Raw genomic sequence first — 21522 nt, forward strand, 5'->3', positions numbered from 1 at the left:
CCTTCTCTACTCTGGAATACATGGCAGCAACGACGATTCCAGGAAAGCACGTCGACATTCGCATGTGGACTCGGCCGGAGACGGTCGAGGAACAGGCGATGCGACAGCTCCAGAACATCGCCGCGCTGCCGTGGACCTTCAAGCACGTCGCGGTCATGCCGGACGTGCACTACGGGAAGGGCGCCACGGTCGGCTCGGTGATCGCGATGCGCGACGCCGTGTCCCCGGCCGCGGTGGGCGTGGACATCGGCTGCGGCATGACCGCGGTGCACACGTCCCTGCGTGCCGAGGACCTGCCGGACGACCTGCGGCGCCTGCGGTCGGCGCTGGAGCGTGCGGTCCCGGTCGGTTTCGGCCAGCACCGCGCGACGGCGTTCGACGAGCGGGACGCGTCCGACTGGGACCCGTTCTGGCGTGCGTTCGACGACCTCACGCCGGACGTGAAGGCGAACTCGGCCAAGGCACTGCACCAGATGGGCACGCTCGGCGGGGGCAACCACTTCATCGAGATCTGCCTCGACACCGTCGGGGACGTCTGGGTGATGCTGCACTCGGGTAGCCGTGGCATCGGGAACCTGCTGGCGCAGCACCACATCGAGGTCGCGCGGGGGCTCGCGCACAACGAGTCGCTGCCGGACCCGGACCTGGCCGTGTTCCTCGCGAACACGCCGGAGATGAAGGCGTACCGGCACGACCTGTTCTGGGCGCAGGACTACGCGCGCCGCAACCGTTCCGTGATGCTGCGGTTGATTTGCGACGTGCTGCGCACGCAGTTCCCGCAGGTCGGCTTCGACGAGCCGATCTCGGCCCACCACAACTACGTCGCCGAGGAGACCCACTTCGGCGAGGAGGTGCTGGTGACCCGCAAGGGCGCGATCCGGGCCGGCCGTGGTGACATGGGCATCATCCCGGGTTCGATGGGCACGGGTTCCTACATCGTGCGCGGCCTCGGCAACCCGGACTCGTTCGAGTCGGCGTCGCACGGCGCGGGCCGGAAGATGTCCAGGAACAAGGCGCGGAAGCAGTTCACGGCCGAGGACCTGGCGGCCCAGACGGCGGGCGTCGAGTGCCGCAAGGACACCGGCGTCGTGGACGAGATCCCGGCCGCGTACAAGGACATCGACGAGGTGCTCCGCAACCAGGACGACCTCGTCGAGATCGTCGCGAAGCTGAAGCAGGTCGTCTGCGTGAAGGGCTGAGCCTCAGCCCGGGCGCAGTGCGAGCGGAGCGGGGGGGGGGGGCGCGGGGGGGCCCCCCCCCCCCCCCCCCCCCCCCCCCCCCCCCCCCCCCCCCCCCGCGCCCCCGCCCCCCCAACCCCCCACTCCCTCCCCTCCCGCGGCCCCCCGCCCCGGGGGGCGGGGGGGGGGGGGGGGGCCCCCCCCGCGGGGGGGGGGGGGGGGGGGGGGGGGGGGGCCCCGGGGGCCCCCCCCCCCCGCCCGGAACGCCTGCAACAGGTACGCGACCAGCCGGCGGGACGCGGCCACGGCGGCCTCGGGGGTGTCGGCCGTGATGCCCGCGTTGGCGTGGAGGACCAGGGCGACGTCGGCGAGGTCGAAGTCGGCGCGCAACCCGCCGCTCGCCTTGGCCCGCCGCACCACCTCGGCGATCCGCTCCTCGGCACGGTTCCGGACGCGCTCGAAGTCGATCGCGTCCGGGAAGGCGGTCAGGAACGCGGCGCTGAAACCGCGGTCGGCCACCTGCATGGCGCACACCCGCTCGATCGCCGAGCAGAACCCGCGCCACGGATCGGGGTCGGCGAGCGCGTCGTCGACGACGGACAGGCAGTGCGTGAGCTGGTCGCCGAACACCTCGGTGATCAGCGCCTCCCGGGTCGGGAAGCGCCGGTAGAGGGTGGCCACCCCAACCCGGGCCCGCCGTGCGATCGCGGCCATCGGCACGTCGAGCCCATGCACGGCGAACGCCTCCCGCGCCGCATCGAGGATCCGGTCACGGTTCGCCCGGGCATCGGCCCGCAACTGAGTCGGTCCACCGGACATGCTTCTCACATTAGCCGTAAGTGGAGTCCCTCGTCCGGTTGTGGCGTTGACGTGGGCATGAACGAGATGCGTGCTGCGCTGTACGACAGGTACGGACCCCCCGACGTGCTGTACGAGGGGAGGCTTCCGCGCCCGGTGCCCGCTCCGGGCGAGGTGCTGGTCCGGGTCCGTGCGTCGAGCGTGAACGGTGGCGAGCTGTCGGGCCGCGCGGGCAGGCTCCGGCTGCTGACGGACGTGCTGCAGCGCGGATTCCCGAAGGCCGTCGGCATCGACTTCACGGGTGAAATCGCCGAGGTCGGCGCAGGCGTGACCACGTACCGGCCCGGCGACCGCGTGTGGGGCGCGTTGCCGAGGAGGTTCGGCAGCACGGCGGAGTTCGTGGCGGTGCCCCCGCGCCAGCTCGCGCCGGCGCCGAAGAACGTGGACCTCGTACAGGCCGCTGCCCTGCCGGTGGGCACGACCGCGATCACCGCACTGCGCGACAAGGCGAGGCTCCAACCGGGGGAGCGCCTGCTCATACGTGGCGGCAGCGGTGGTGTGGGCAGTGTCGCCGTGCAACTGGGGCGGGCCTACGGCGCTCATGTCACCGCGCTGGCCAACGCCCGGCATCGGGACGCCGTGCTCGACCTGGGCGCGGACGAGGTGCTCGACTACCGGACCGCGAACCCTGCGGCCCTGGGCCGGTTCGACGTGGTACTGGACACGGTGGGCACGGAGTTTCCCGTCTACCGCAACCTGTTGACCCGGTCGGGCCGCATGGTCGCCATCGCGTTCGACCTCGATCACGTGGCGGCGTCCTTGGCGTACCTGGTGGGTTCCACGGTCTTCGGCCGTCAACGGATCCGTTTCTTCAGCGGCAACCCACGTGCCGACCTGTTCGCGGAACTCACCCGCCTGACCGACAGCGGCGCGATCCGACCGGTGGTGGACACGGTGTTCCCGCTGACCAAGATCGCGGAAGCCCACCGCACCCTCGAGGCGGGCGGCGTACTGGGCAAGCTCCTCATCGAGATCTAGGGCGTGCCTGTCAGCGAAAGAATCTCCGAGCGTTGTTCAGAATCGTTGATCTTGTAGACAGTGCAACAGCCCCGCCTGGTGAAGACCGTTTTCCTTCCACAGAACACGATCGACCAGGGCGGGGCTGTTGCGGTACGAGTCTACGACGGGTCTTGATCAGGCTCAGATCCAGGAGCCGGTCGCCACCCCTGCCCGACGTGCTGCGCGGCCGAGTGGTGATCGTGGACGGCTACCAGGTGGTCGGGGAGCACCCGGTGCTCGCCGGATTCTCGCCTGGTGAACAGATACCGCTCGACGACAGCTCACCGACGCGGGCGCACGCGTGGTTCCAGGGTTACGCCGGTGATGGTCGTACGGTGATCGCCAACGTGACCCCGTCGGCCGGTGGCACGCTCGGTGCCGGGATCGGTGTGCAGCAGCGTGCGAACAACCGGCACACGATCGTGCCGATCGGCAACCGCCGCGCCGACCCGTCACCCACGAAGCCAACTACTCCGGCAAACGCCACACCGCGGGCCTCAGCGTCCAGACCCTGTCCGACCTCAACGACCAGCTCCTCGCCCACACCGACACGATCGGGACCTGGGCTACCAAGGCACCACCGTGATCCGACTACGCCGCAAACGCCCTGGCCACGCCGACCACGACCCGGCCACCCAGGTCTGGAACCGCAGCATCGCCTGAATCCGGGTCGCGGTCGAACGGGCCATCGCCCACTGGAAGAACTGGAAAATCCTCGTCACCGGCTACCGCGGACGACTCACCGAACTCCCCAACCTCATCCGCATCATCACCACCCTCGAGTACTACCGACTCGGCTGGTGATCGGCACCTCTCTGTGTCAAGCGGCTGGCGACAGAGAGGTAACCCGGTCTCGGAGCATGGTGCGGTAGACGGTGTCGGCCAGGCGGCGTTGAGGCAGCGCAGGGCTTCTTTGTGACTCTTACCGGCTGCGCGTTTCCGCTGGTAGTAGGTGCGGCCACGGGTGTCGTAGCGGATCTGGGTGATCGCCATGACGTGGAGGGCGTAGTTGAGTTGGCGGTCACCGGCACGGGAGAGTCGATGCCGGACGACGTCTCCGGACGACACCTCGATAGGCGCTACTCCGCAGAATGAGGCAAACGCTGCCGGGGAGCGGAATCGGTGGATCGGGCCGGTGCGGGCCAGGATCTTCGCGGCAAGCAGGTCACCCACGCCGACCAGAGCGGTGAGACTGGTTGCGGACCCGGCGACTGCTGTGGCGATCGACTCGGTGGCCGCCGTGACGCGCCGATCGAGCCGACGCAGTTCGGTCAGCAGTTCGACGGCGAGTTGGCGCAACGTGCGGCGCAGCGGGTCTCGGGGGCGGCTGCGCCGCAGCGCCTCGGTTGCGGTGTCGGCGCTGAGGCCGCGAGGCAGCCCGGACGGGACGAGCTTGACCAGCAGGGCGTGGAGCCGGTTGATCGTCTGGGTGCGGGGGCGGACCAGGTCGTCGCGGTGCTCGGTCAACGCCCGCAGTGCGGCGATCTGCTCATCGATTTCCACGGTGCGCAATGACGCACCCGACCAGGCGGCCACGCCCACCGAGAGGGCGTCGACCTCATCGGTCTTGCGGCCATGTCCGGTGGAGAGCAAACGGACGCGGCGGGCGAGCTTGGTCGGTACTTCGGTGACCGCGATCCTGTCGGCCAACAGGCGATCGGTCAACGGTGCACCCAACCCGACGGCACCCTCAATCGCCCACCGCGCCTGGGACCAACGGGCCGCGAAACGCCGCAATTGGCGGTACCCGGCGCGGTTGACCTCAACCCGGACCGATGCCACCGCCACCAACTCGGCATCGACAGCCACGGCAGTCCAAGACGCCTTGTGCGGATCGACCGCGATGATGACCCGATCCGAGGTAGGCGAATTCTTCGATGCAGACGCCAATGTGGAGACTCCTCAACCAGTTGGGTGACAAGGGGTTCCGGTGAGGAGGGCAGACCAACTTCGGGCGATGCAGACCTCTCTCGAGCCACTCCTACCGGAGCGGCCACGGCCGGGACGCATGCCGATCGACGGTCAGCCTCCAAGGGCGACAGGTGTTTCCCGAGCGACCCCAACCGCGGCCTGGATGATCATGGCTGCAGACCACGGTCATCTGCCCAAGATCCAACAAGTTGGTGTTTCCGGCGCTGTTGATCAGATCATCTTCCGTCGGATCACCGCCGCGTACTTGCTGCCCCATTTCTCCTCGAGTTCGTTCAGGGCGGCGAGGGCGGGACGTGAGCCGCAACGTGTTCCGAATCAGGTGAACGATGCAGGTTTGAACAATGGTCTGCGGCCACACGTTCGCCACAACCTCCAGCAGGCCCTTGAGGCCGTCGCAGACGAGGAAGAACACCTCACGCACGCCGCGGCTCTTGGGATCGATCAGTACGCTCATCCAGAACTTCGCGCCTTCGCCGCCACAGGCCCAGGACGGCCTTGTGACCGTCGACGGTGACACCTCAATCTCGCCCGCGGCGTCCGAGACGACGGTTTTCGCCCGGCTGCCGTTCCGCACAGTCGTCGACTCACGCTCAGGTTCGGCCCGGCTCTTCTCGTGACCGAGGCGCTCGGTCTTGGTGAACAACTTCAACAAGCCGACCTGGCCCGTCAACGCCGACCCTGCGCCTTGGCCTCGGCCACCATCGCCGCCACCGCGGCTTGCTCCGGCGACAGCTCTCACGTCGGCTTCCGATCACTCTTGCGTGGACTCACAAGATCCGAGGTCATCACTCACAGTGCCCATCCCCGCCAGACCCCTCGGCCCGGCGTGTCGGGACACCGATCTTGGAACAGTGGCTTGTCACGCAACCTTGGTTGGGTAATGGGTCCAGGTTCGGATGGGTGAGTCGGTAGCGAACCCGGTCTTGGGTTGGGCGCGGGCGTTGCGCCAGCGGATGTAGCCCTCGGTCGCGGCGTTCTGTTCGCCGTGGCTGCGGTGGTCGGGTGCCGTTGAGGGCGAAGTAGCGCAGGGCAGCGAACTCGGCTTCGATCCAGTTCAACCAGGACCCGTAGGTCGGCAGGAACACCAACTCGACGTCGTTGGTGGCGCACCAAGCACGGACCTTGGGGTGGCGGTGCGGGGAGAAGTTGTCGCAGGTGATGTAGAGCTTCTCGCCGGGCCATCGGCGGCGGAGGACTTTGAGCAGGTCGAGGAACTCGCGGTGCCGTTTGCGGTCCCGGATCCGGTAGTAGATCTTGCCGGTGGCCAGGTCCAGGGCGGCGAGCATGTGCATCACGCCGTGGTGGCGGTTGTAGGTCGCCCGCTGGCGCGCGGGCTTGCCGACCGGTCGCCAGGCTTTGCCCTTGCGGGGCTGGAGGTTCAGCGGTCCGAACTCGTCCACGCAGACCACCCGCCCATCGCGGGGTGGGTGGTCGTAGAGGTCGAGGATGCGGTGCATCTTGGCGATGAAGTCTGGGTCGGTGGAGGCCTTCCAGGTCGTGGTGGTCTGCCATGAGACACCGCCGGCGCGCAGGATCCGCCGCAACGTCTCCCTGCTGATCGCGGCGACTGTGCCGCGGGCGATCAGGTGCTCGCGCAGTTTGCCTTCGGGCGTCCCCCGTTCCATTTTGGGTCCAGCGCGTCGAACCCCCGCTCGTTGAACGCGTGGATCACATCCCGCACATACTCTGCGCTGACCTGCAACAACGACGTGATGTCCCGCACCGTCTGGCCCTGGCCGGACATCATCACCACGATCGCCCGCCGCATCCGGACCGGATCCTTGGCGGTCCTGGTCACCCGCTGCAGCTTGCGGCCTTCCTCCATCGACAGTGTCCGGACGAACACCTCGGGTCGACGAGCCACAACCACCTCCCGCACTTGATCGACAGGGAGACAACCTGACCCACCACCACCAAGATCAATAACCGGGTCAACCTATCGAGACAAGCCACAGTCCTCAGCCGAGCCGTGTGCGGGTGCGGTTGGGGGCGCACCCGCACACGGCCTGCGTTGGTTCTCCTTCTGTTTCAGCGTTTCCAGAACGGTCGGCGGGCGCGGGGGGTGTCGCCCGTGGTGAGCGACCGCAGAATGGCGATCGTCTTCTGCCAGCGGCGGTCCACTTCGGACGGGTCGGCTGTCGGGGTCGCGAGTTCCGTCGACAGTGTGCCCAGGGTGGTGCGAGCTTCCCTGGGTTCCTTGTTCTGCTGCCACACCGCCAGCTGGACACGGATGCGCTCGGACAGCGCGGTCAGCAGACCCGCTCGTAGCCACACGTCCTGGCCTTCGTTGTGCAGGAGCCGTGTCAGCTCGTCCTGCACGAACGTCGCCAGCGCGGTGGCGTCGCCCGGGAGAGTGGGCGGGGGTGTCGGCCTCTTGCCACGCTTGCGTGGCAAGCCGATCCGCGGCGAACCCGGGTGGGCGGGCACGCCTGGTGCCGGTGCCGGGAAGCCGCTGGGCGCCGGTGGTGGCGGACCGCCGTAGCCGCCCTGCGCGCCGTGGTCAGCCTGCATCCCGTAGTTCCCGCCGAAGGCCGGTGCTGCTCGGGTTGCCTCGGCGGCGCTGAAGCGTGCGGCCGCGCCGAACGTCGGCATGCCCCCTCGTGGTGCGGCCGCCGCCGGCGCGGTGGCCGCCCAGGGGCTTTCCCAGCCGCTCGGGTGATCCACGGGTTGTGTCACCCGGCGGGTGGCGCCACCCTCGTTCACCACGCGTTGGTCGACCGCGACGAACGCCGTGAACCGGGACAGCACGCCGAACTTCAGGGAGGTCTCGACGATGCGGTCCTCCAGCGACGTCTGCCCGGTGACGTACTTGTCCTCCAGGTCGCGGACGATCGCCCGTGCCCACAGGTTCGCCAATGCGGGGTTGTCGCTGTGGGTCGCGGTGAGGCTGGTGCGCAGGCCGGGTTGGCCGGTCACCGTCACCGCACCCTGCGGCGAGCCCGTGTAGCGGCCCATCACCACCACCGGAGCGCCCGGGAAGACGTCCGGGAACGGTGTGGGGGCGAGCGTGGCCGCGTCCAGCGTCAGGCCGTCGCCCGCGACGTGCAGATCCGTCACCAGCGGCGTGCCGATCCTGCGGTGGATGTTGTGCATGGCCTCGTCGAGACGGTCTTCGGACTCCACCAGCTCGCAGCGACCCCGCGTGCCCGCCAGGCGCCGCAGGAAGCCTTCGTTCACCGCCCTGTCGATGCCCACCGTGTGCACGCGAACGCCAGCCAGCTTCGGCGACAGCTCGGACAGGATCCGGTCCTCGTTGCCGATCTGGCCGTCCGTGACCAGCACCAGCACGCGTTCCCGGTCGGTCTCCTCACCCAGGAGATCGGCTGCTTTGCGCAGTGGCGACAACATCTCCGTGCCGCCACGCGCGTCGAGGGTCGCGAGAAACTCCACCGCACGGAAACGGTTGCGGTCGCTCGCTTCCACGAGACCGTCCGGCAGGCCGGGTGGGGTGTCGATCTGGTAGTCGAAACCCATCACCGCGAACCGGTCGGCACCGCCGAGCGTGTCGATGATCCGCGCCGCCGCACGGCGGGCGGCGACCATCTTCCAGCCACTCATGGAGCCGGAACGGTCCAGCACGAGCACGACGTCGCGGTCGCGCCGCGCCGGTTCCCCGGTCGGGGGCAGGACCGTCAGCGCGAACGTGCCGGCCTGCTCGTCCTCGTCCGGGAGAACCGTGAGCGCGGTGCTGATCGCCGACTCGTCGCCGATCTTCAGGCGGAGCAGGAAGTCGCGGTCGGCACGTTCACCCGGGTGGAGGCTGATCCGCATGCCGTTGTCGGTGTCGTCGGTCGTGGTCGCGTGCAGGCTGGAGCGGACGGCCGCCAGCGGGAGGCCCGCCGTGTCGACGTCCACGGACAGCGACAGGTCGACCGGGTTCGGGAAGCCGGGGAGCAGCACCGGCGGCGAGATGCGGGACGCGTCGGGGACCTCGTCGGTGTCCAGGGCGGTGCCGTCGCCCACCTGCTCGCCGTCGACCGGGCGGCCCGGGATGTACTTCGGCGCCACCACCAGCGGGAACCGGTACGTCGCCTCGCCGTCCTCATAGGCCAGCGCACCCGCCAGCGTCAGGTGCACGGTCACCCGCTCGCCGGGCATGATGTTGCCGACGCGCATGGTGAACACGCCGGGCCGCTCCTCCTCGGCGATCGACGCGCGCTTGCCCTCCTGGATGGCCTGGTCGTAGGTGGCGCGTGCCTCACCGCGTTCCTTCAGGACGCCCTCGACCACCCGGCCGTCGGCCTCCATCCGCATCGCCGTGACGGCCGCCCGCGGCGGCAGCGGGAAGACGTAGGTGGCCTCGAGCGGCTCGTCGTACGTGTTGTGGAAGCCCTGGGTCAGCTCCGTCCGCGACGCGAGGCCGGTGATCCTGGCGCGGACGTCGATCGACTCCAGCGGCAGGTTGCCGTGCTTGGTGCGCAGGCAGCCGAGCCCGTCGTCGTCGGTCGGCCGGGCGGTCACCTCCGCCTGGTCGATCAACTCGATGTCGGTGCTCATCGACGTTCCTTTCGTGGGGTCAGGCCGAGGCGGTCGATCGCGTCGAGCAGCGGCGCGGCGGCCGCGCTCAGCTCCGCGATCTCGGCTTCGCCGAGGTTTCCGGTGGCGCCGTCGATCAGCACGGTGACACTGTCACCGATGCGGAGGGCGGGCACGACGTTCGTGACAGTGTTGTTCGTGACGGTGTCGGACACGGCCGCCTCGACCATGCGCAGCAGCCCCTCCGCCTCCGCGCGGACCTCCCGCGGCGGGTGCACGACGTCTATCGTCAAGCGGGGTTCGACCTCGGCCAGCTCGGCGAGCCTGGCGTCGGAGACGCCGAGCAGCCGTTCCTGGACCTCGGCCAGCGCCAGGCCCTTGGCCTGCAGCTTCTTGATGGCGGCCAGCTGCATCGCGTGCCGCTCGCCGTACAGCGCGACCCGTCCGCGCGTCGCCAGCGGACGGTCGACGAGCCCGATGGTCGTGTACCACCGGATGGTGCGCCCGTTGGGCAGCTCACGGACCCGGCCGCTCCGCTGCCCGCCGTAGTCATCGGCCAACAGGTCGGCGACACGTTCCGAAAGCTGTTCGAGGGTGTACAGCTCGTCGCTCATACCGCAATGTTGACAGTGTTCGGTGACAGTGTCAAGCTGACAGTGTCGGTTTCACGCCGGAACCGGCGTCAACCCCAGCCGAGCTCGTGCAGACGAGCGTCGTCGATACCGAAATGGTGGGCAATCTCGTGTACGACCGTGATCGCGACCTCCTCGACCACGTCCTGCTCGTCCCGGCAGATGTCGAGGATCGCCTCGCGGTAGATGGTGATCGTGTCCGGCAGCACGCCGCCGTACTGGGACGTGCGCTCGGTCAGCGCCACGCCGTGGTACAGCCCGAGGAGCGTCGGGTTCTCGGGGTTGCGGTCCTCGACGAGGATCACCACGTTGTCCATGGCCCGGGCGAGCTCGGCGGGGACGAGGTCGAGCGCGTCGCCGACCAGTTCCTCGAACCGCAGTCGGGTCATGGCGAACGCCACGTCAGCCGCCCGACTTCGGGGCGCTCGACGCCGGGGTGTTCGGTGCCGACGAGTTCAAGGGCTGGGCCTTCACGCTGCCGCGCACCGGCTTCAGCGTCTGGTTCGGCTCGAGCGCGCCGACCTTGCAGTCGACCTTCCGCGATCCCGCCGCCCAGCTCTCGGCCTTCAGCGTGTCCGAGTACAGCGAGAGCCCGAGCGCGGTCAGGTCCTTGCCACCGGTGTACTTCGCCGCCAGCGGGGGGCAGAGGTCCACGGTCTTCTGGAGCTGTTGCGCCTCGGACGGGTACGCGCCGGGGAACGTCTTCGACAGGTCGATGCTGCCGACGACCTCGTACGAGTGCTGGGTGGAGCAGTCGACCGGGTCGCCGACCTCCTTCTTGTTCACCAGGGCGAAGCATGTTCCCGGGTCGTGCACGTTCGACTGGTCCTGAGTCTTCGCGCTACCCGTCGTGGGCAGCAGGCGCTTGCCGGACGGGGTCACCCGCTGCAGGCCACAGCGCAGCTTGCGGTCACCGTCGCGCCACTGTTGGGCGTTGGGCTTCAGCGCCCCGACCGTGTACTTGCCGAACGGGTCGAGCTTGCCGCCGAGGTACTTGGTGCCCACCGTCGTGCACCTCTCCGTCACGACCTGCTGCCAGCCCGCGTCGTTCGGCGGCGGCGCGCTCGCGGGGTAGTCCTTGCCGATGTCGACGTTCTCCGTCACCTCGAAGGTGTGCGGCTTCGAGCACGAGACCCGGCGCATGTTCTGCGGCGCGTCGTTCGGCCAGTCCAGGCAGGTGCCACTGGGCGAGTCGAACGCGGCGGCCGCCTCCTCGGCGACCGTGTCCGCCGCGCTGTTCACCGACACCGGCCACGAGAACAACATGCTCATGCTGAGCACCGCCAGCGCCCCCACGAAGGCGCCCGCCATCACCAACCGTGTTTTGAGCGTGCTCCTCCGGGAGCTCGACAACCCGACGCGTGCAGACATCGCGTCCATGATGCCAGCGTCACGCACCGTGGTAGGGGCCGAATCGACTTGCGAGCCGAAACGGGGCGGCGGATACGCTCCGGGCTGTGATCGACCTGAGGACGTTGCGTGAGGACCCTGAGTCGGTGCGTGCGTCGCAGCGCGCCCGAGGTGAGGACGAGGCGGTGGTCGACGCGCTGGTGACCGCGGACGAACGGCGCCGTGCCGCGGTCGCCGCCGCCGACACGCTGCGTGCCGAGCAGAAACAGCTGGGCAAGCAGGTCGGCCGTGCGCGTGGCGAGGAACGTGACGCACTTCTCGCCAGGGGCAAGCAGCTGGCGGCGGACGTGCGTGCGGCGGAAGCCGCGCAGTCCGCGGCGGAGGAGGAGCTCGCGAAGCTGCACGTGGCCGTGCCGAACGTGGTGCACCCGGACGCGCCGGCCGGCGGCGAGGACGACTACGTGGTGGTCAAGGAGGTCGGCACACCACCCGCGTTCGACTTCGAGCCCGCCGACCACCTCGACCTCGGGGTGCGGCTGGGCGCGCTGGACGTCGAGCGCGGTGCGAAGGTGTCCGGGTCGCGGTTCTACTTCCTGACCGGCATCGGCGCGCAGCTGCAGCTCGCCTTGCTGAACCTGGCCGCGGCCCAGGCGACCGCGAACGGGTTCACGCTGATGATCCCGCCGGTGCTCGTGCGACCGGAGATCATGGCGGGAACGGGGTTCCTCGGTGCGCACGCGAGCGAGGTGTACCGCCTCGCGGACGACGACCTGTACCTGGTGGGAACGTCGGAGGTGCCGCTGGCGGGCTACCACTCGGACGAGATCCTCGACCTGTCGGCGGGCCCGAAGCGGTACGCGGGCTGGTCGTCGTGCTTCCGGCGGGAAGCGGGGACCTACGGCAGGGACACGCGCGGGATCATCCGCGTCCACCAGTTCGACAAGGTCGAGATGTTCGTCTACTGCCGCCCGGAGGAGGCGGAGGCCGAACACGCGAGGCTGCTGGCGTGGGAGGAGGAGATGCTGGCGAAGATCGAGGTCCCGTACCGCGTGATCGACGTGGCGGGCGGCGACCTCGGCACGAGCGCGGCCAGGAAGTTCGACTGCGAGGCGTGGGTGCCCACACAGGGTCGCCACCGCGAGCTGACGTCCACGTCGAACTGCACGACGTTCCAGGCACGCAGGCTCGCGATCCGTTACCGCGACGAGAACGGCCGCCCACAGGTCGCGGCCACACTGAACGGCACGCTGGCCACGACGAGGTGGATCGTGGCGATGCTGGAGAACCACCAGCGGGCCGACGGCTCGGTCCGCGTACCGGAGGCGCTGCGCCCGTACCTGGGCCGCGACACCCTCACCCCGGCGTGACGGCGAGGTGACGGGTTCGTGCCCGCACCGGGTGGTTCTCGCGGCGTGGCCGGTCAGTCGCGCAGGCCCATCGCCTCGGCGATCATGGGTTTCAGGCTGCGGCTGAACTCCAGGTTCATGTGGTCGCCGTCGAAGTACACGGCCACGTTGCCCACCACCGCGTAGCAGCGGTTCCTGTCGCAGAAGTAGTCGCTCAGGTCGATCAGCTCGACGCGGGGGACGCGGGTCTTCCTCGCCACCTCGGTCAGCGGGTCCGCCGGGTGCGCCACCTCGCGGTCCACGGCGCACACCAGCGGGTCGTCCGGGTTCAGCGTCACGCAGTCGCGGGCCCGGACCTTCCCGTTCAACGGCGGGTCGGCCAGCACGAACACCCGCGCCCCCGCGTCCGTCCACCTCCGCCAGTACGGTTCCAGCCCGTCCCGGTACTGCTCGGTCTGGGATCGGCCGCTGCCGTCGTCCGCGATCTCCTCCCGGGCGTAGAAGGACGTGAAGACCGCCTCCGGCCGGTCGTCCGCCACCACGTCCGCGACGTCCGAGGACCAGTTCGTGCAGGCCTTCCTGGTGCCCTCCGAGGCCTCGGTGCGGAAGCCGTGGAACTCGATCCCGGCGAAGGGACATCCACCCAGCAGGGAGAGCTTCAGGACCCACCTGTTCTCCTTCGCGAGGTCGAACAGGGGGCCCTGCCACTGCTGGGCGTGGGAGTCGCCCACCAGCCAGACGACCGGGGCCTTGGTGTTGCCGCGGCTGAAGTCGCAGACCGACGTCGTCCGCTTGTCGCCGACCTTGTGCTCGTCCGTCGCGCGGCACTCCGCCGGCCTGTTGTAGTACTGGTTCGCGGGGCCCATGTCGACGACCTCCGCCGGGCCGAAGCGGTCCTTGCACTTCACGCCACCGGCCAGCGCCGGGCCGCCGTGGCACGGGGTTTCCTCCACGACCTCGGCCTTGCGCTGGGCGGCCGCCACCTCGCGGTCGTAGGCGCCGTTCAGGAGGTGCGCCGCCACCGCCACCACCGCGACGCCCGCGACCATGGCCGTGAACGTGAGCCTCGTGCTGCGGGCCAGCGGGCCGAACGACAGGCCGCGGTCCTCCACCAACACCTTCGACAGGTACGCCAGGACGAGCGACACCGCCAGCACGGCCAGTAGCCACGGGGTGGTCATCTCGCCCGCGTCCAGCACGTCGCCCAGCACGAACGGGGCCAGCAGGATCAGCGGCCAGTGCCACAGGTACAGCGAGTAGCTGACGTTCCCGACGAACTGCACCGGCCACGAACCCGTCACCGGGGAGTGCCACTGCCTGCCGGGACGCAGCCCGGACATGATCACCAGCGCGGTGCCCGCCACGGGCAGCAGGGCGTGGTAGCCGGGGAACGGGGTGTGGTGGTCGTAGAGCACCGCAGAGGCCACGATCATGGCGAAGCCCGCGAACGACGTGATCCCGGCAGCGGCCTTCGGCAGCACGAGGCGGTGTGCCAGCAGCGCGACCAGCGCACCCGCCGCGAACTCCCACGCCCGGCCCTGCGTCACGAAGTACGCCTCGTTCGGCGAGGCGTCCGTGTAGTGGACGCCGAACGCCAGCGACGCGGCGCCGACCACCGCGATGCCGACGACCTGCGCACGCCGTCGCCGCACCAGGAACAGCGCCAGCAGCAACAGCGGCCACACCAGGTAGAACTGCTCCTCGACCGACAGCGACCAGTAGTGCTGCACCAGGCTCGCCTGCGCGTTGGCCGCCGAGTAATCCACCGACTGCGTCGCCAGCAGCCAGTTCTCCCAGTACATGGCGCTCGCGGCGGCCTCGTGCGCGGTCGCCGCCCAGCGCGGGTAGGGCAGCAGGAGGTACGCCGCCGCGACCGACAGCCCCAGCACCAGCAGCGCGGCGGGCAGCAGGCGGCGGATGCGCCGCGCGTAGAAGCGGCCGAGCCGCACCCGGCCCGTGGTGCCGATCTCCTTGCCCAGGTGGGAGCTGATCAGGAAGCCGGAGATCACGAAGAACACGTCCACGCCGACGTAACCGCCGGTCAGCCAGTCCGCGGACAGGTGGTTGACCACCACGGCGAGCACGGCGACGGCCCGCAGCGCCTGGATGTCCGGACGGAACCCCGGTCGGGACGACGCGCGAGGCCGCGCGCCGCCTTCCCGGCGGTGTTCGGTAACGGTGCCCATACCCCTCAGACCTGGTCGGCGACGTGTTTCGCGATCTCGAGCGCGCACGTCGCGCCAGGGGACGGGGCGTTCAGCACGTGCACCTGGTGCGCGGCGGACTCGATGACGAAGTCCTGGACCAGTGTGCCGTCCGGCAGCAACGCCTGCGCACGGACACCCGCACCCGCCCGCACCAGGTCCTCCCTGCCGACCGCGGGCACCAGCCGCGCCAGGCTCGTGGCGAACCGGCGACGGGACAGCGAGCGGGCGACCTCCGCGACCGCGGTGCGCGGGTACCGGCGCGCGAGCTTCCAGATGCCGGGGAACCGCGCCACCTCCGCGAGGTCGGCCACCGACACGTCCCGCCAGCGGTACCCCTCCCTGCGCAGCGCCAGCACCGCGTTCGGGCCCGCGTGGACGCTGCCGTCGAGCATGCGGGTCAGGTGCACGCCCAGGAACGGCAGCGTCGGGTCGGGCACCGGGTAGATCAGGCCGCGGACCAGGTGCGCCGCCTCGGGCCGCAGCGTGAAGTACTCGCCGCGGAACGGCACGATCCGCACGTCCGGGTTCAGCCCCGCCAGCCGGGCTACGCGGTCGGCGTGCAGACCCGCGCAGTTAACGAGCGCGTCCGCCCGCAGCACCTCGCTGCCGGTCGCGATCTCCACGCCGCCGCCCCGGCCGGGCCGGATCCCCAGCGCGGCAGTGGAAAGTCGCAGGTCAGCGCCTGCTTCCGTGAGCAGCCGGACCAGCGCGGCGCACACGGCGGGGAAGTCGATGATCCCCGTGCTCTCCACGCGGAGCGCGGCGAGGCAGGCCACCTCGGGCTCCAGTTCGTGGGCCTGCGCGGGCTCGATGAGTTTCGCGGGCACCCCGTTCGCGTCGGCGCGGGCGGCAAGGGCGTGCAGGCCGGGCAGCTCGTCCTCGCGGGTGGCGACCACGAGCTTGCCGCAGACCTCGACGGGCACGCCCTGCTCGCGGGCGAAGGCCACGATGGACCGGTTCCCGGCCACCGACATCCGCGCCTTGAAGGAGCCGGGCGCGTAGTAGAGGCCCGCGTGGACGACGTTGGAGTTGTGCCCGGTCTGGTGGCCTGCCCAGTGGTCCTCCTTCTCGAGGACGGTCACCCGGTCGCCACGCGAGGTCAGCTCCCGCGCGGTCGCCAGGCCGAGGATGCCGCCGCCGACCACCACCACATGTCGCACGGTGCTGAAGCGTAGGTGACGCCGGGCGTCAGGGGCGGGTTCTCTACCGTGGTCGTGTGCTCGGCGTGCGCAAGCGGCTCGGTCCCGCCATCAACATGGGTGGTGGCCTTCTGCTGGTCGGCGCCGCCGGGTACGTGTTCGTCGCGCTGGCCGGGCACACGATGCCACCCGCCGACGCGGCCGCGCTCGCCAGCCTGTACCTCGTGGTCAACATCGTCGGGCCCGGCGTGTTCTCCGCGCTCGAACAGGAGACCAGCCGCTCGGTGAGCGCCGAGGCCGCGGCGGGCCGGGGGCCGGGCACGGTCGCGCGGCACGCCTGGCTGCTGGCCTGCGGGCTGATGGTCGTGCTGCTGGTGCTGCTCGGTGCGGTGTCCCCGGTGCTGACCGACAGGGCGTTCGGCGGCCGGTGGGGGCTCTTCGCCGCCGTCGTGGTGAGCGTGTTCGCGGCGGCCGCCGTGCACCTGGTCCGCGGGTTGCTCGGCGGGTTGCAGCGGTTCACCGGCTACTCGGCGACCCTGGCCGGGGAGGGCGTGGCGAGGATCGTCCCGTGTGTGCTGATCGCCTGGTTCGCAACGCCGGACGCCACCACGTTCGCGCTGGTCTTCGCCGCCGGGCAGGTGCTGGGCGCGGTCATCGGCCTGCTCTGGCTGCGGCCGAAGCCTGCCCTGCCCGCCGAGGTGACCGCGGCCGCCCCGGTCACCGTGGGCGGGATGGGCCGGTCGGTGTCGCTGCTGGTCGGCGGCACGTTGCTGATGCTCGTCGTGATGAACGTCGGCCCGGTCGTCGTCACGTCCCGGATGACCTGGGACGCGGCCGCGGCGGCCTCGTTCGTCTCCGCGTTCGTGCTCGCCCGCATCCCGTTGTTCCTGTTCGCGCCGGTGCAGGCGATGCTGCTGCCGTCGCTGACCAGGGCAGCGGTCGCCGCCGACTTCGCCGCCGTGCGGGCCAGGCTGCGCCTGATCGTCCTCGCGGTGCTCGCGATCGGCCTGCCCGCCGTGCTGGCCTCGTTCACCATCGGCCCGTGGGCGGTGCAGGTGCTGTTCGGCGCGGAGGTCCGGCTGCCCGGCACGGTCGTGGGGCTGCTCGGCGTGAGCACCGTCGGCATGATGGCCGCGCTGGTGCTCCAGCCGGGGCTGATCGCCCTCGGCGCGCACAAGTCGGTCACCGCCGCGTGGCTCGCCGGGACGGTGGTGCTGGCCGGCCTGCTCGCCCTGCCCGGCGACCCGATCCGGGCCGGGGTGATCGCGCAGCTGGTCAGCGCGGCCGTCGTCGTCGCGGTCATGGTCCGTGCGGTGTCGACCTCGTTGCGGCGTGGGAAAGCCGATCCCGCCCCCGCCGGTGACACGGTGGTGACCGGCTAACGTAGTGGCCCGTGTCCACGGACAGGCCTGGCCCGCCGATCATCATCGTTCCGGCGTGGAACGAGCAGCAGACGGTGGGTGACACGGTCCGGGAGATCCGCGCCGCCACCCCCGACCTCCCCGTACTGGTGGTGAGCGACGGGTCGACGGACCGCACCGCCGAGGTCGCCCGAGAGGCCGGGGCGCTCGTGCTGGAGCTGCCGTTCAACCTCGGCGTCGGCGGTGCGATGCGGGCCGGGTTCCGTTACGCGGTCCGCCACGGCCACACCGCGGCCGTGCAGGTGGACGCCGACGGCCAGCACGACCCGGCCGAGGTGCCGCTGCTGCTGGCGAAGCTGACCGAGGCGGACGTCGTGATCGGCGCCCGCTTCTCCACTCCCGACGACGAGTACCGGGTGCGCGGGCCGCGCAGGTGGGCGATGGTCGTGCTGTCGAAGGTGCTGTCGCGGCTGGCGAAGACCCGGCTGACCGACGTCACGTCCGGGTTCAAGGCGAGTGGTGGCCGTGCGCTGGCGGTGTTCGCCGAGCACTACCCGGTGGAGTACCTGGGGGACACGGTCGAGTCGCTGGTGATCGCGTTGCGGGCGGGCTGCCGGGTCACGCAGGTGCCCGCGCACATGCGCCCGCGCCGCGGTGGCAACCCGAGCCACCGCCCGGTCAAGTCCATGATCTATCTCTTCCGCGCCGGGTTCGCCCTGCTGCTCGCGCTGATCCGCAGGTGGGAGACGGCCGACGCGCCGGAGCCCGTGCGGCAAGGAGGTGTCCCGTGAGCACGTACCTGGTGGCACTGGTCGGCAGCCTGCTGGTGCTGGCGGGCATCGTGGAGCTGCTGCGCAGGCGCCAGCTCGGCGAGAAGTACGCCGTGCTGTGGCTCGTCGTCGGTGTGTTCCTGCTGGTGTTCACCGCCATCCCGGGCCTCGCGATCTGGCTCGCGCGTGCGCTGGGCGTCGCGGTGCCCACGAACCTGTTGTTCTTCGTGGGCATCCTGTTCCTGGTCGGCGTGGTGCTGCACCTGTCGTGGGAGGTGTCCCGGTTGGAGAACGAGACCCGCAAGCTCGCCGAGGACCAGGCGATCCTGCGCCTGGAGGTCGAGCGGATGCGGGAGGAACGCGAGCAGTCGTGAGCACCGTCGACATCATGATGCCGTTCTACGGAGACGCCGCGATGATGCGCGCGTCGGTGCGGAGCGTGCTGGAGCAGGACGACCCGCGCTGGCGGCTGACCGTCGTGGACGACAACCCCGCCGACGACCCCGCCGTCGCGGAGTGGTTCGCCGGACTCGGCGACGACCGCGTCCGGTACCTGCGAAACCCGGAGAACCTCGGGCTGACCGGCAACTTCAACCGGTGCCTCGAACTGGTCGAGCACGAGCTGGCCGTGCTGATCGGCTGCGACGACCTCATGCTGCCGAACTACGTCGGTGTCGTGCGGGGCGTGCACGTCGACCACCCGGACGCGGGCATCATCCAGCCGGGTGTGCGGGTGATCGACAGCGCGGGCGACGAGACGAAAACGCTCGTCGACGAGGCCAAGCGCCTTCTCTACACGCCGAGGTTCGACCGGCGCCTGACACTCGCGGGCGAGGAGCTGGCGGTCAGCCTGCTGCGTGGTGACTGGCTGTACTTCCCCGCGATCTGCTGGCGCTCCTCGGCGCTCAAGGAGCTGCGGTTCCGCTCCGACCTGCGGGTGATCCAGGACCTGGCGCTGCTGATGGAGCTGGTGGTGCGCGGCGAGCGGCTGGTCGCGGACCGGACCGTGTGCTTCTCCTACCGCAGGCACGACGCGAGCGAGTCGTCGTCGACCGCCTTCGACGGGTCGCGGTTCACCGAGGCGGGCGCGTTCTTCGCGGACGTGGCCGAGACGATGGCCGCCCACGGCTGGCACCGCGCCGCCCGGGTCGCGCGGCTGCACCTGTCGTCGCGGATCTTCGCGCTGACCAACCTGCCGCAGGCGCTGCGGGCGCGGAACGGGGTCAGGCCGCTGGTCCGGCACGCCTTCGGCCGGTGATCAGCCGGTCGTGCCGCGCTCGCCACAAGCGGTGATGCGGTACAGCTTGTTGGCGCCGTCGCTGTCGACCAGCTCGAAGCCCGGTGCCGGACCGGGGTCGGCCAGGCCGCGGTAGTAGCGCCAGTACCCGTCGTACTTGCGGAACGCGGCGGCGCCGACCAGCAGGTAGTCCGCGCCGAGGTGCCGGACCGCCTCGCACACCACCGGCTCGGTGGTGGCCTCGTTCAGGTGCGCCGCGATGATCCGCTGTTCCCTGCTGTGCTCGGTGCGGAAGTGCGGGAAGAGCACCTCGCGGTCGGCCAGCGCCCACAGCATCGCGCTGCCGTTGAACGGGTTGCCCGCGACCACCGCGTCCTCGGGGATCTCCTCGGCGACCCGCTGGTAGAACCGCGCCATGTCCGTGGTCACGAGCTTGCTGCTGTCGGACACGACGTAACCCGCGGCGACCCGTTTCTGCCGGTCGCCGGGGTAGAGCCCGGCGGTGACGACCAGCAGCAGCACGGTCAGGCCGACAGCGACGGTCGTGCCCGGCACCCGGCGCAGACGCGTCGGCGACTCGCTGATCCTGGCCGCCAGCAACAGGATGCCGCCGACCGCGAGCGGGACCGCGGTGATCGGCACCATGGCGGCGAGGCGGTGCGAGTCGTTGTACCAGAAACCGGTGAACATCCTGGTGTCCGGCCGGTTGATCGACGCGGCGAGCACGTAGAGGAACGCGGTGGCCGCGTGGCCGGCGACGACCAGCCAGAGCACCCTGTACCGCCGCGCGGCGACGATGCCCGCGATGACGACCGCGGACAGGATCCACAGCGCGTCGCGCTGGTTGGTGGCGTTCAACGCGACGTCACCCACCGCGTTGGCGGGGGTCTCGTACGGCGGCCAGTAGGTCTGCCGGACGTCGGCGAACGCGGGGGTCGTGGCCGCCCAGTACCAGCCGGCCGCGAACACCAGCACGAACGCCGCGAACTCGGCGACACCGCGCCACGTGCGGCCGTCGCGGTGCAGCCGCCAGCCGCGCGCGCCGATGGCGGCGGCGATCGGGATCAGCGACAGGACGCCGACGGAGAACAGCACGTTGGGGTGCGTCAGCCCGGTCGCGACGAGCACCACCGGCAGCGTCAGCCAGGCACGGCCGCGGCCGACGGCGTCGTCCTTCGTCCAGCCGGTGATCGTGAAGACGAGTGCGAGCACGGCCGGTGCCATCGCCATGCCGAGGAGGTTCGGCCACAGGACGCCGAACCCGAGCAGGTCCCACGGGAACGCGGCGAACCCCATGCTCAGCACACCGGTGACGGCGAGCGCGGCGGTGTTGCGGCCGAACAGCTGGCGGACGAGCAGGAGGCAGGACAGCGGCCACAGCACGATCGCGGCCACCACGCTCACGAGGTTCGCGGCCACGGGGACGCCCGCGCCGGTCGTCATGACGAGCAGCGAGCCGAGGTCGTGCCACGCGGCGGGGTAGAACACGCTGGGCACGTCCGGGTTGCCGAACGTGGCGATGGTCAGCGACGACGCCTGGTGCGAGTCCAGGATGTAGGCGAGGGCGTTGTAGTGGAACAGCGCGTCGTAGGTCTGTGACAGCGCGTCCGGGGCGGGGATCGACCGGACGATCGTGAACGCGCCGAGCGCGAGGGCCGGCGCCAGCCCGGCGAACCCGGCGATCGTGACGGGCCGGGGGTCCGCGTCGGCCGCGAAGATCGCTCTTCGGCGCAACGGGATGGCGACCGCGGCGACGACCGCGATGGCCACCGCGCACACGATGAGCACAATCCCGGGCGACCAGCCGACGCCGATCATCTCGACCAGGATGGCGGTGCCCCCGACCAACGCGATGCTGGTGACGGGTGCGATCGCCCACGCGGCGATGCCGCGCAACCCCGTCAGGTAGCTGATCGCCGCACCGGGCAAGAGCAGCCACGCGACCGTGACCAGGGCGTACGGCACGGCTTCGAACCAGTTCATCGCGGTGCGACCTCTATTTCCTCGCTGGGGATCCAGCCCTCGGGCGCCGCCGAT

At 70.5% G+C, this 21522-nt stretch carries 18 protein-coding genes and 1 pseudogene; 7 read left to right on the top strand and 12 right to left on the bottom strand.

Annotation, left to right across the window (positions count from 1 at the left end; genetic code table 11):
• Window positions 1-20: 20 nt before the first annotated feature.
• The gene (locus tag ACIBVP_RS14475) at window positions 21-1199 is read left to right on the top strand and encodes an RtcB family protein (RefSeq protein ID WP_396106582.1); all 1179 of its coding nucleotides are present in this window, start codon (window positions 21-23) and stop codon (window positions 1197-1199) included.
• Window positions 1200-1202: 3 nt separating this feature from the next.
• On the opposite strand, the gene ACIBVP_RS14480 is transcribed toward ACIBVP_RS14475, so the two are convergent.
• Window positions 1203-1997 (bottom strand): TetR/AcrR family transcriptional regulator, encoded by a 795-nt coding sequence (locus ACIBVP_RS14480; RefSeq protein WP_396106583.1) that lies wholly within the window; start codon window positions 1995-1997, stop codon window positions 1203-1205.
• A gap of 57 nt (window positions 1998-2054) precedes the next feature.
• Here ACIBVP_RS14480 and ACIBVP_RS14485 point away from each other — a divergent pair, with 57 nt between their 5' ends.
• Complete coding sequence (locus ACIBVP_RS14485; RefSeq protein WP_396106584.1) at window positions 2055-3014, top strand: NAD(P)-dependent alcohol dehydrogenase; 960 nt, start codon at window positions 2055-2057, stop codon at window positions 3012-3014.
• A 612-nt stretch (window positions 3015-3626) separates the two neighbouring features.
• Here the strand turns inward: ACIBVP_RS14485 and ACIBVP_RS14490 are convergent.
• The 8 genes and pseudogenes from ACIBVP_RS14490 to ACIBVP_RS14525 form a co-directional block, all read right to left on the bottom strand.
• On the bottom strand, window positions 3627-4925 hold the full coding sequence (locus tag ACIBVP_RS14490; protein WP_396106585.1) for an IS110 family transposase: 1299 nt from the start codon (window positions 4923-4925) through the stop codon (window positions 3627-3629).
• 267 nt (window positions 4926-5192) lie between these two features.
• Window positions 5193-5485 (bottom strand): annotated as a pseudogene (locus ACIBVP_RS14495) (transposase); the annotation flags it as partial.
• A 267-nt stretch (window positions 5486-5752) separates the two neighbouring features.
• Entirely contained in the window at window positions 5753-6592 is an 840-nt protein-coding gene (locus ACIBVP_RS14500) for an IS630 family transposase (protein ID WP_396106586.1), read from the bottom strand.
• A complete protein-coding gene (locus tag ACIBVP_RS14505) occupies window positions 6550-6792 on the bottom strand; it encodes a transposase (RefSeq protein WP_396106587.1) in 243 nt (80 codons plus the stop codon). Before ACIBVP_RS14505 ends, ACIBVP_RS14500 begins: the two co-directional genes overlap by 43 nt.
• A gap of 203 nt (window positions 6793-6995) precedes the next feature.
• Window positions 6996-9464, bottom strand: a complete 2469-nt coding sequence (locus ACIBVP_RS14510) for a VIT domain-containing protein (protein ID WP_396106588.1) — start codon at window positions 9462-9464, stop codon at window positions 6996-6998.
• Window positions 9461-10057, bottom strand: coding sequence for a MerR family transcriptional regulator (locus tag ACIBVP_RS14515; protein WP_396106589.1), 597 nt, complete (start codon window positions 10055-10057; stop codon window positions 9461-9463). Before ACIBVP_RS14515 ends, ACIBVP_RS14510 begins: the two co-directional genes overlap by 4 nt.
• Before the next feature lie 68 nt (window positions 10058-10125).
• Window positions 10126-10476 (bottom strand): metallopeptidase family protein, encoded by a 351-nt coding sequence (locus ACIBVP_RS14520; RefSeq protein ID WP_396106590.1) that lies wholly within the window; start codon window positions 10474-10476, stop codon window positions 10126-10128.
• Window position 10477: 1 nt separating this feature from the next.
• Complete coding sequence (locus ACIBVP_RS14525; protein ID WP_396106591.1) at window positions 10478-11347, bottom strand: septum formation family protein; 870 nt, start codon at window positions 11345-11347, stop codon at window positions 10478-10480.
• Between the two features lie 185 nt (window positions 11348-11532).
• On the opposite strand from ACIBVP_RS14525, the gene serS reads away from it, so the two are divergent.
• A complete protein-coding gene (gene serS, locus ACIBVP_RS14530; protein ID WP_396106592.1) occupies window positions 11533-12792 on the top strand; it encodes a serine--tRNA ligase in 1260 nt (419 codons plus the stop codon).
• A 53-nt stretch (window positions 12793-12845) separates the two neighbouring features.
• On the opposite strand, the gene ACIBVP_RS14535 is transcribed toward serS, so the two are convergent.
• Window positions 12846-14957, bottom strand: coding sequence for an acyltransferase family protein (locus ACIBVP_RS14535; protein WP_396106593.1), 2112 nt, complete (start codon window positions 14955-14957; stop codon window positions 12846-12848).
• Between the two features lie 5 nt (window positions 14958-14962).
• Window positions 14963-16138, bottom strand: a complete 1176-nt coding sequence (gene lhgO / locus ACIBVP_RS14540; protein ID WP_396106594.1) for an L-2-hydroxyglutarate oxidase — start codon at window positions 16136-16138, stop codon at window positions 14963-14965.
• Window positions 16139-16194: 56 nt separating this feature from the next.
• Between lhgO and ACIBVP_RS14545 the strand changes: the two genes are divergently transcribed.
• Genes ACIBVP_RS14545 through ACIBVP_RS14560 form a run of 4 tightly spaced genes read left to right on the top strand, consistent with a single transcriptional unit; the run spans window position 16195 to window position 19506 of the window.
• Complete coding sequence (locus ACIBVP_RS14545; protein ID WP_396106595.1) at window positions 16195-17499, top strand: hypothetical protein; 1305 nt, start codon at window positions 16195-16197, stop codon at window positions 17497-17499.
• An 11-nt stretch (window positions 17500-17510) separates the two neighbouring features.
• Window positions 17511-18269 (top strand): glycosyltransferase family 2 protein, encoded by a 759-nt coding sequence (locus ACIBVP_RS14550; protein ID WP_396106596.1) that lies wholly within the window; start codon window positions 17511-17513, stop codon window positions 18267-18269.
• A complete protein-coding gene (locus tag ACIBVP_RS14555) occupies window positions 18266-18622 on the top strand; it encodes a DUF2304 domain-containing protein (protein ID WP_396106597.1) in 357 nt (118 codons plus the stop codon). The genes ACIBVP_RS14550 and ACIBVP_RS14555 overlap by 4 nt, the downstream gene beginning before the upstream one ends.
• The gene (locus tag ACIBVP_RS14560) at window positions 18619-19506 is read left to right on the top strand and encodes a glycosyltransferase family 2 protein (RefSeq protein WP_396106598.1); all 888 of its coding nucleotides are present in this window, start codon (window positions 18619-18621) and stop codon (window positions 19504-19506) included. The genes ACIBVP_RS14555 and ACIBVP_RS14560 overlap by 4 nt, the downstream gene beginning before the upstream one ends.
• Here ACIBVP_RS14560 and ACIBVP_RS14565 read toward each other — a convergent pair whose 3' ends face one another.
• Window positions 19507-21468 (bottom strand): DUF6541 family protein, encoded by a 1962-nt coding sequence (locus tag ACIBVP_RS14565; RefSeq protein WP_396106599.1) that lies wholly within the window; start codon window positions 21466-21468, stop codon window positions 19507-19509.
• Between the last annotated feature and the right edge of the window lie 54 nt (window positions 21469-21522).

The sequence above is a fragment of the Actinophytocola sp. NPDC049390 genome (assembly GCF_044466355.1).
Taxonomy (GTDB): Bacteria; Actinomycetota; Actinomycetes; order Mycobacteriales; family Pseudonocardiaceae; genus Actinophytocola.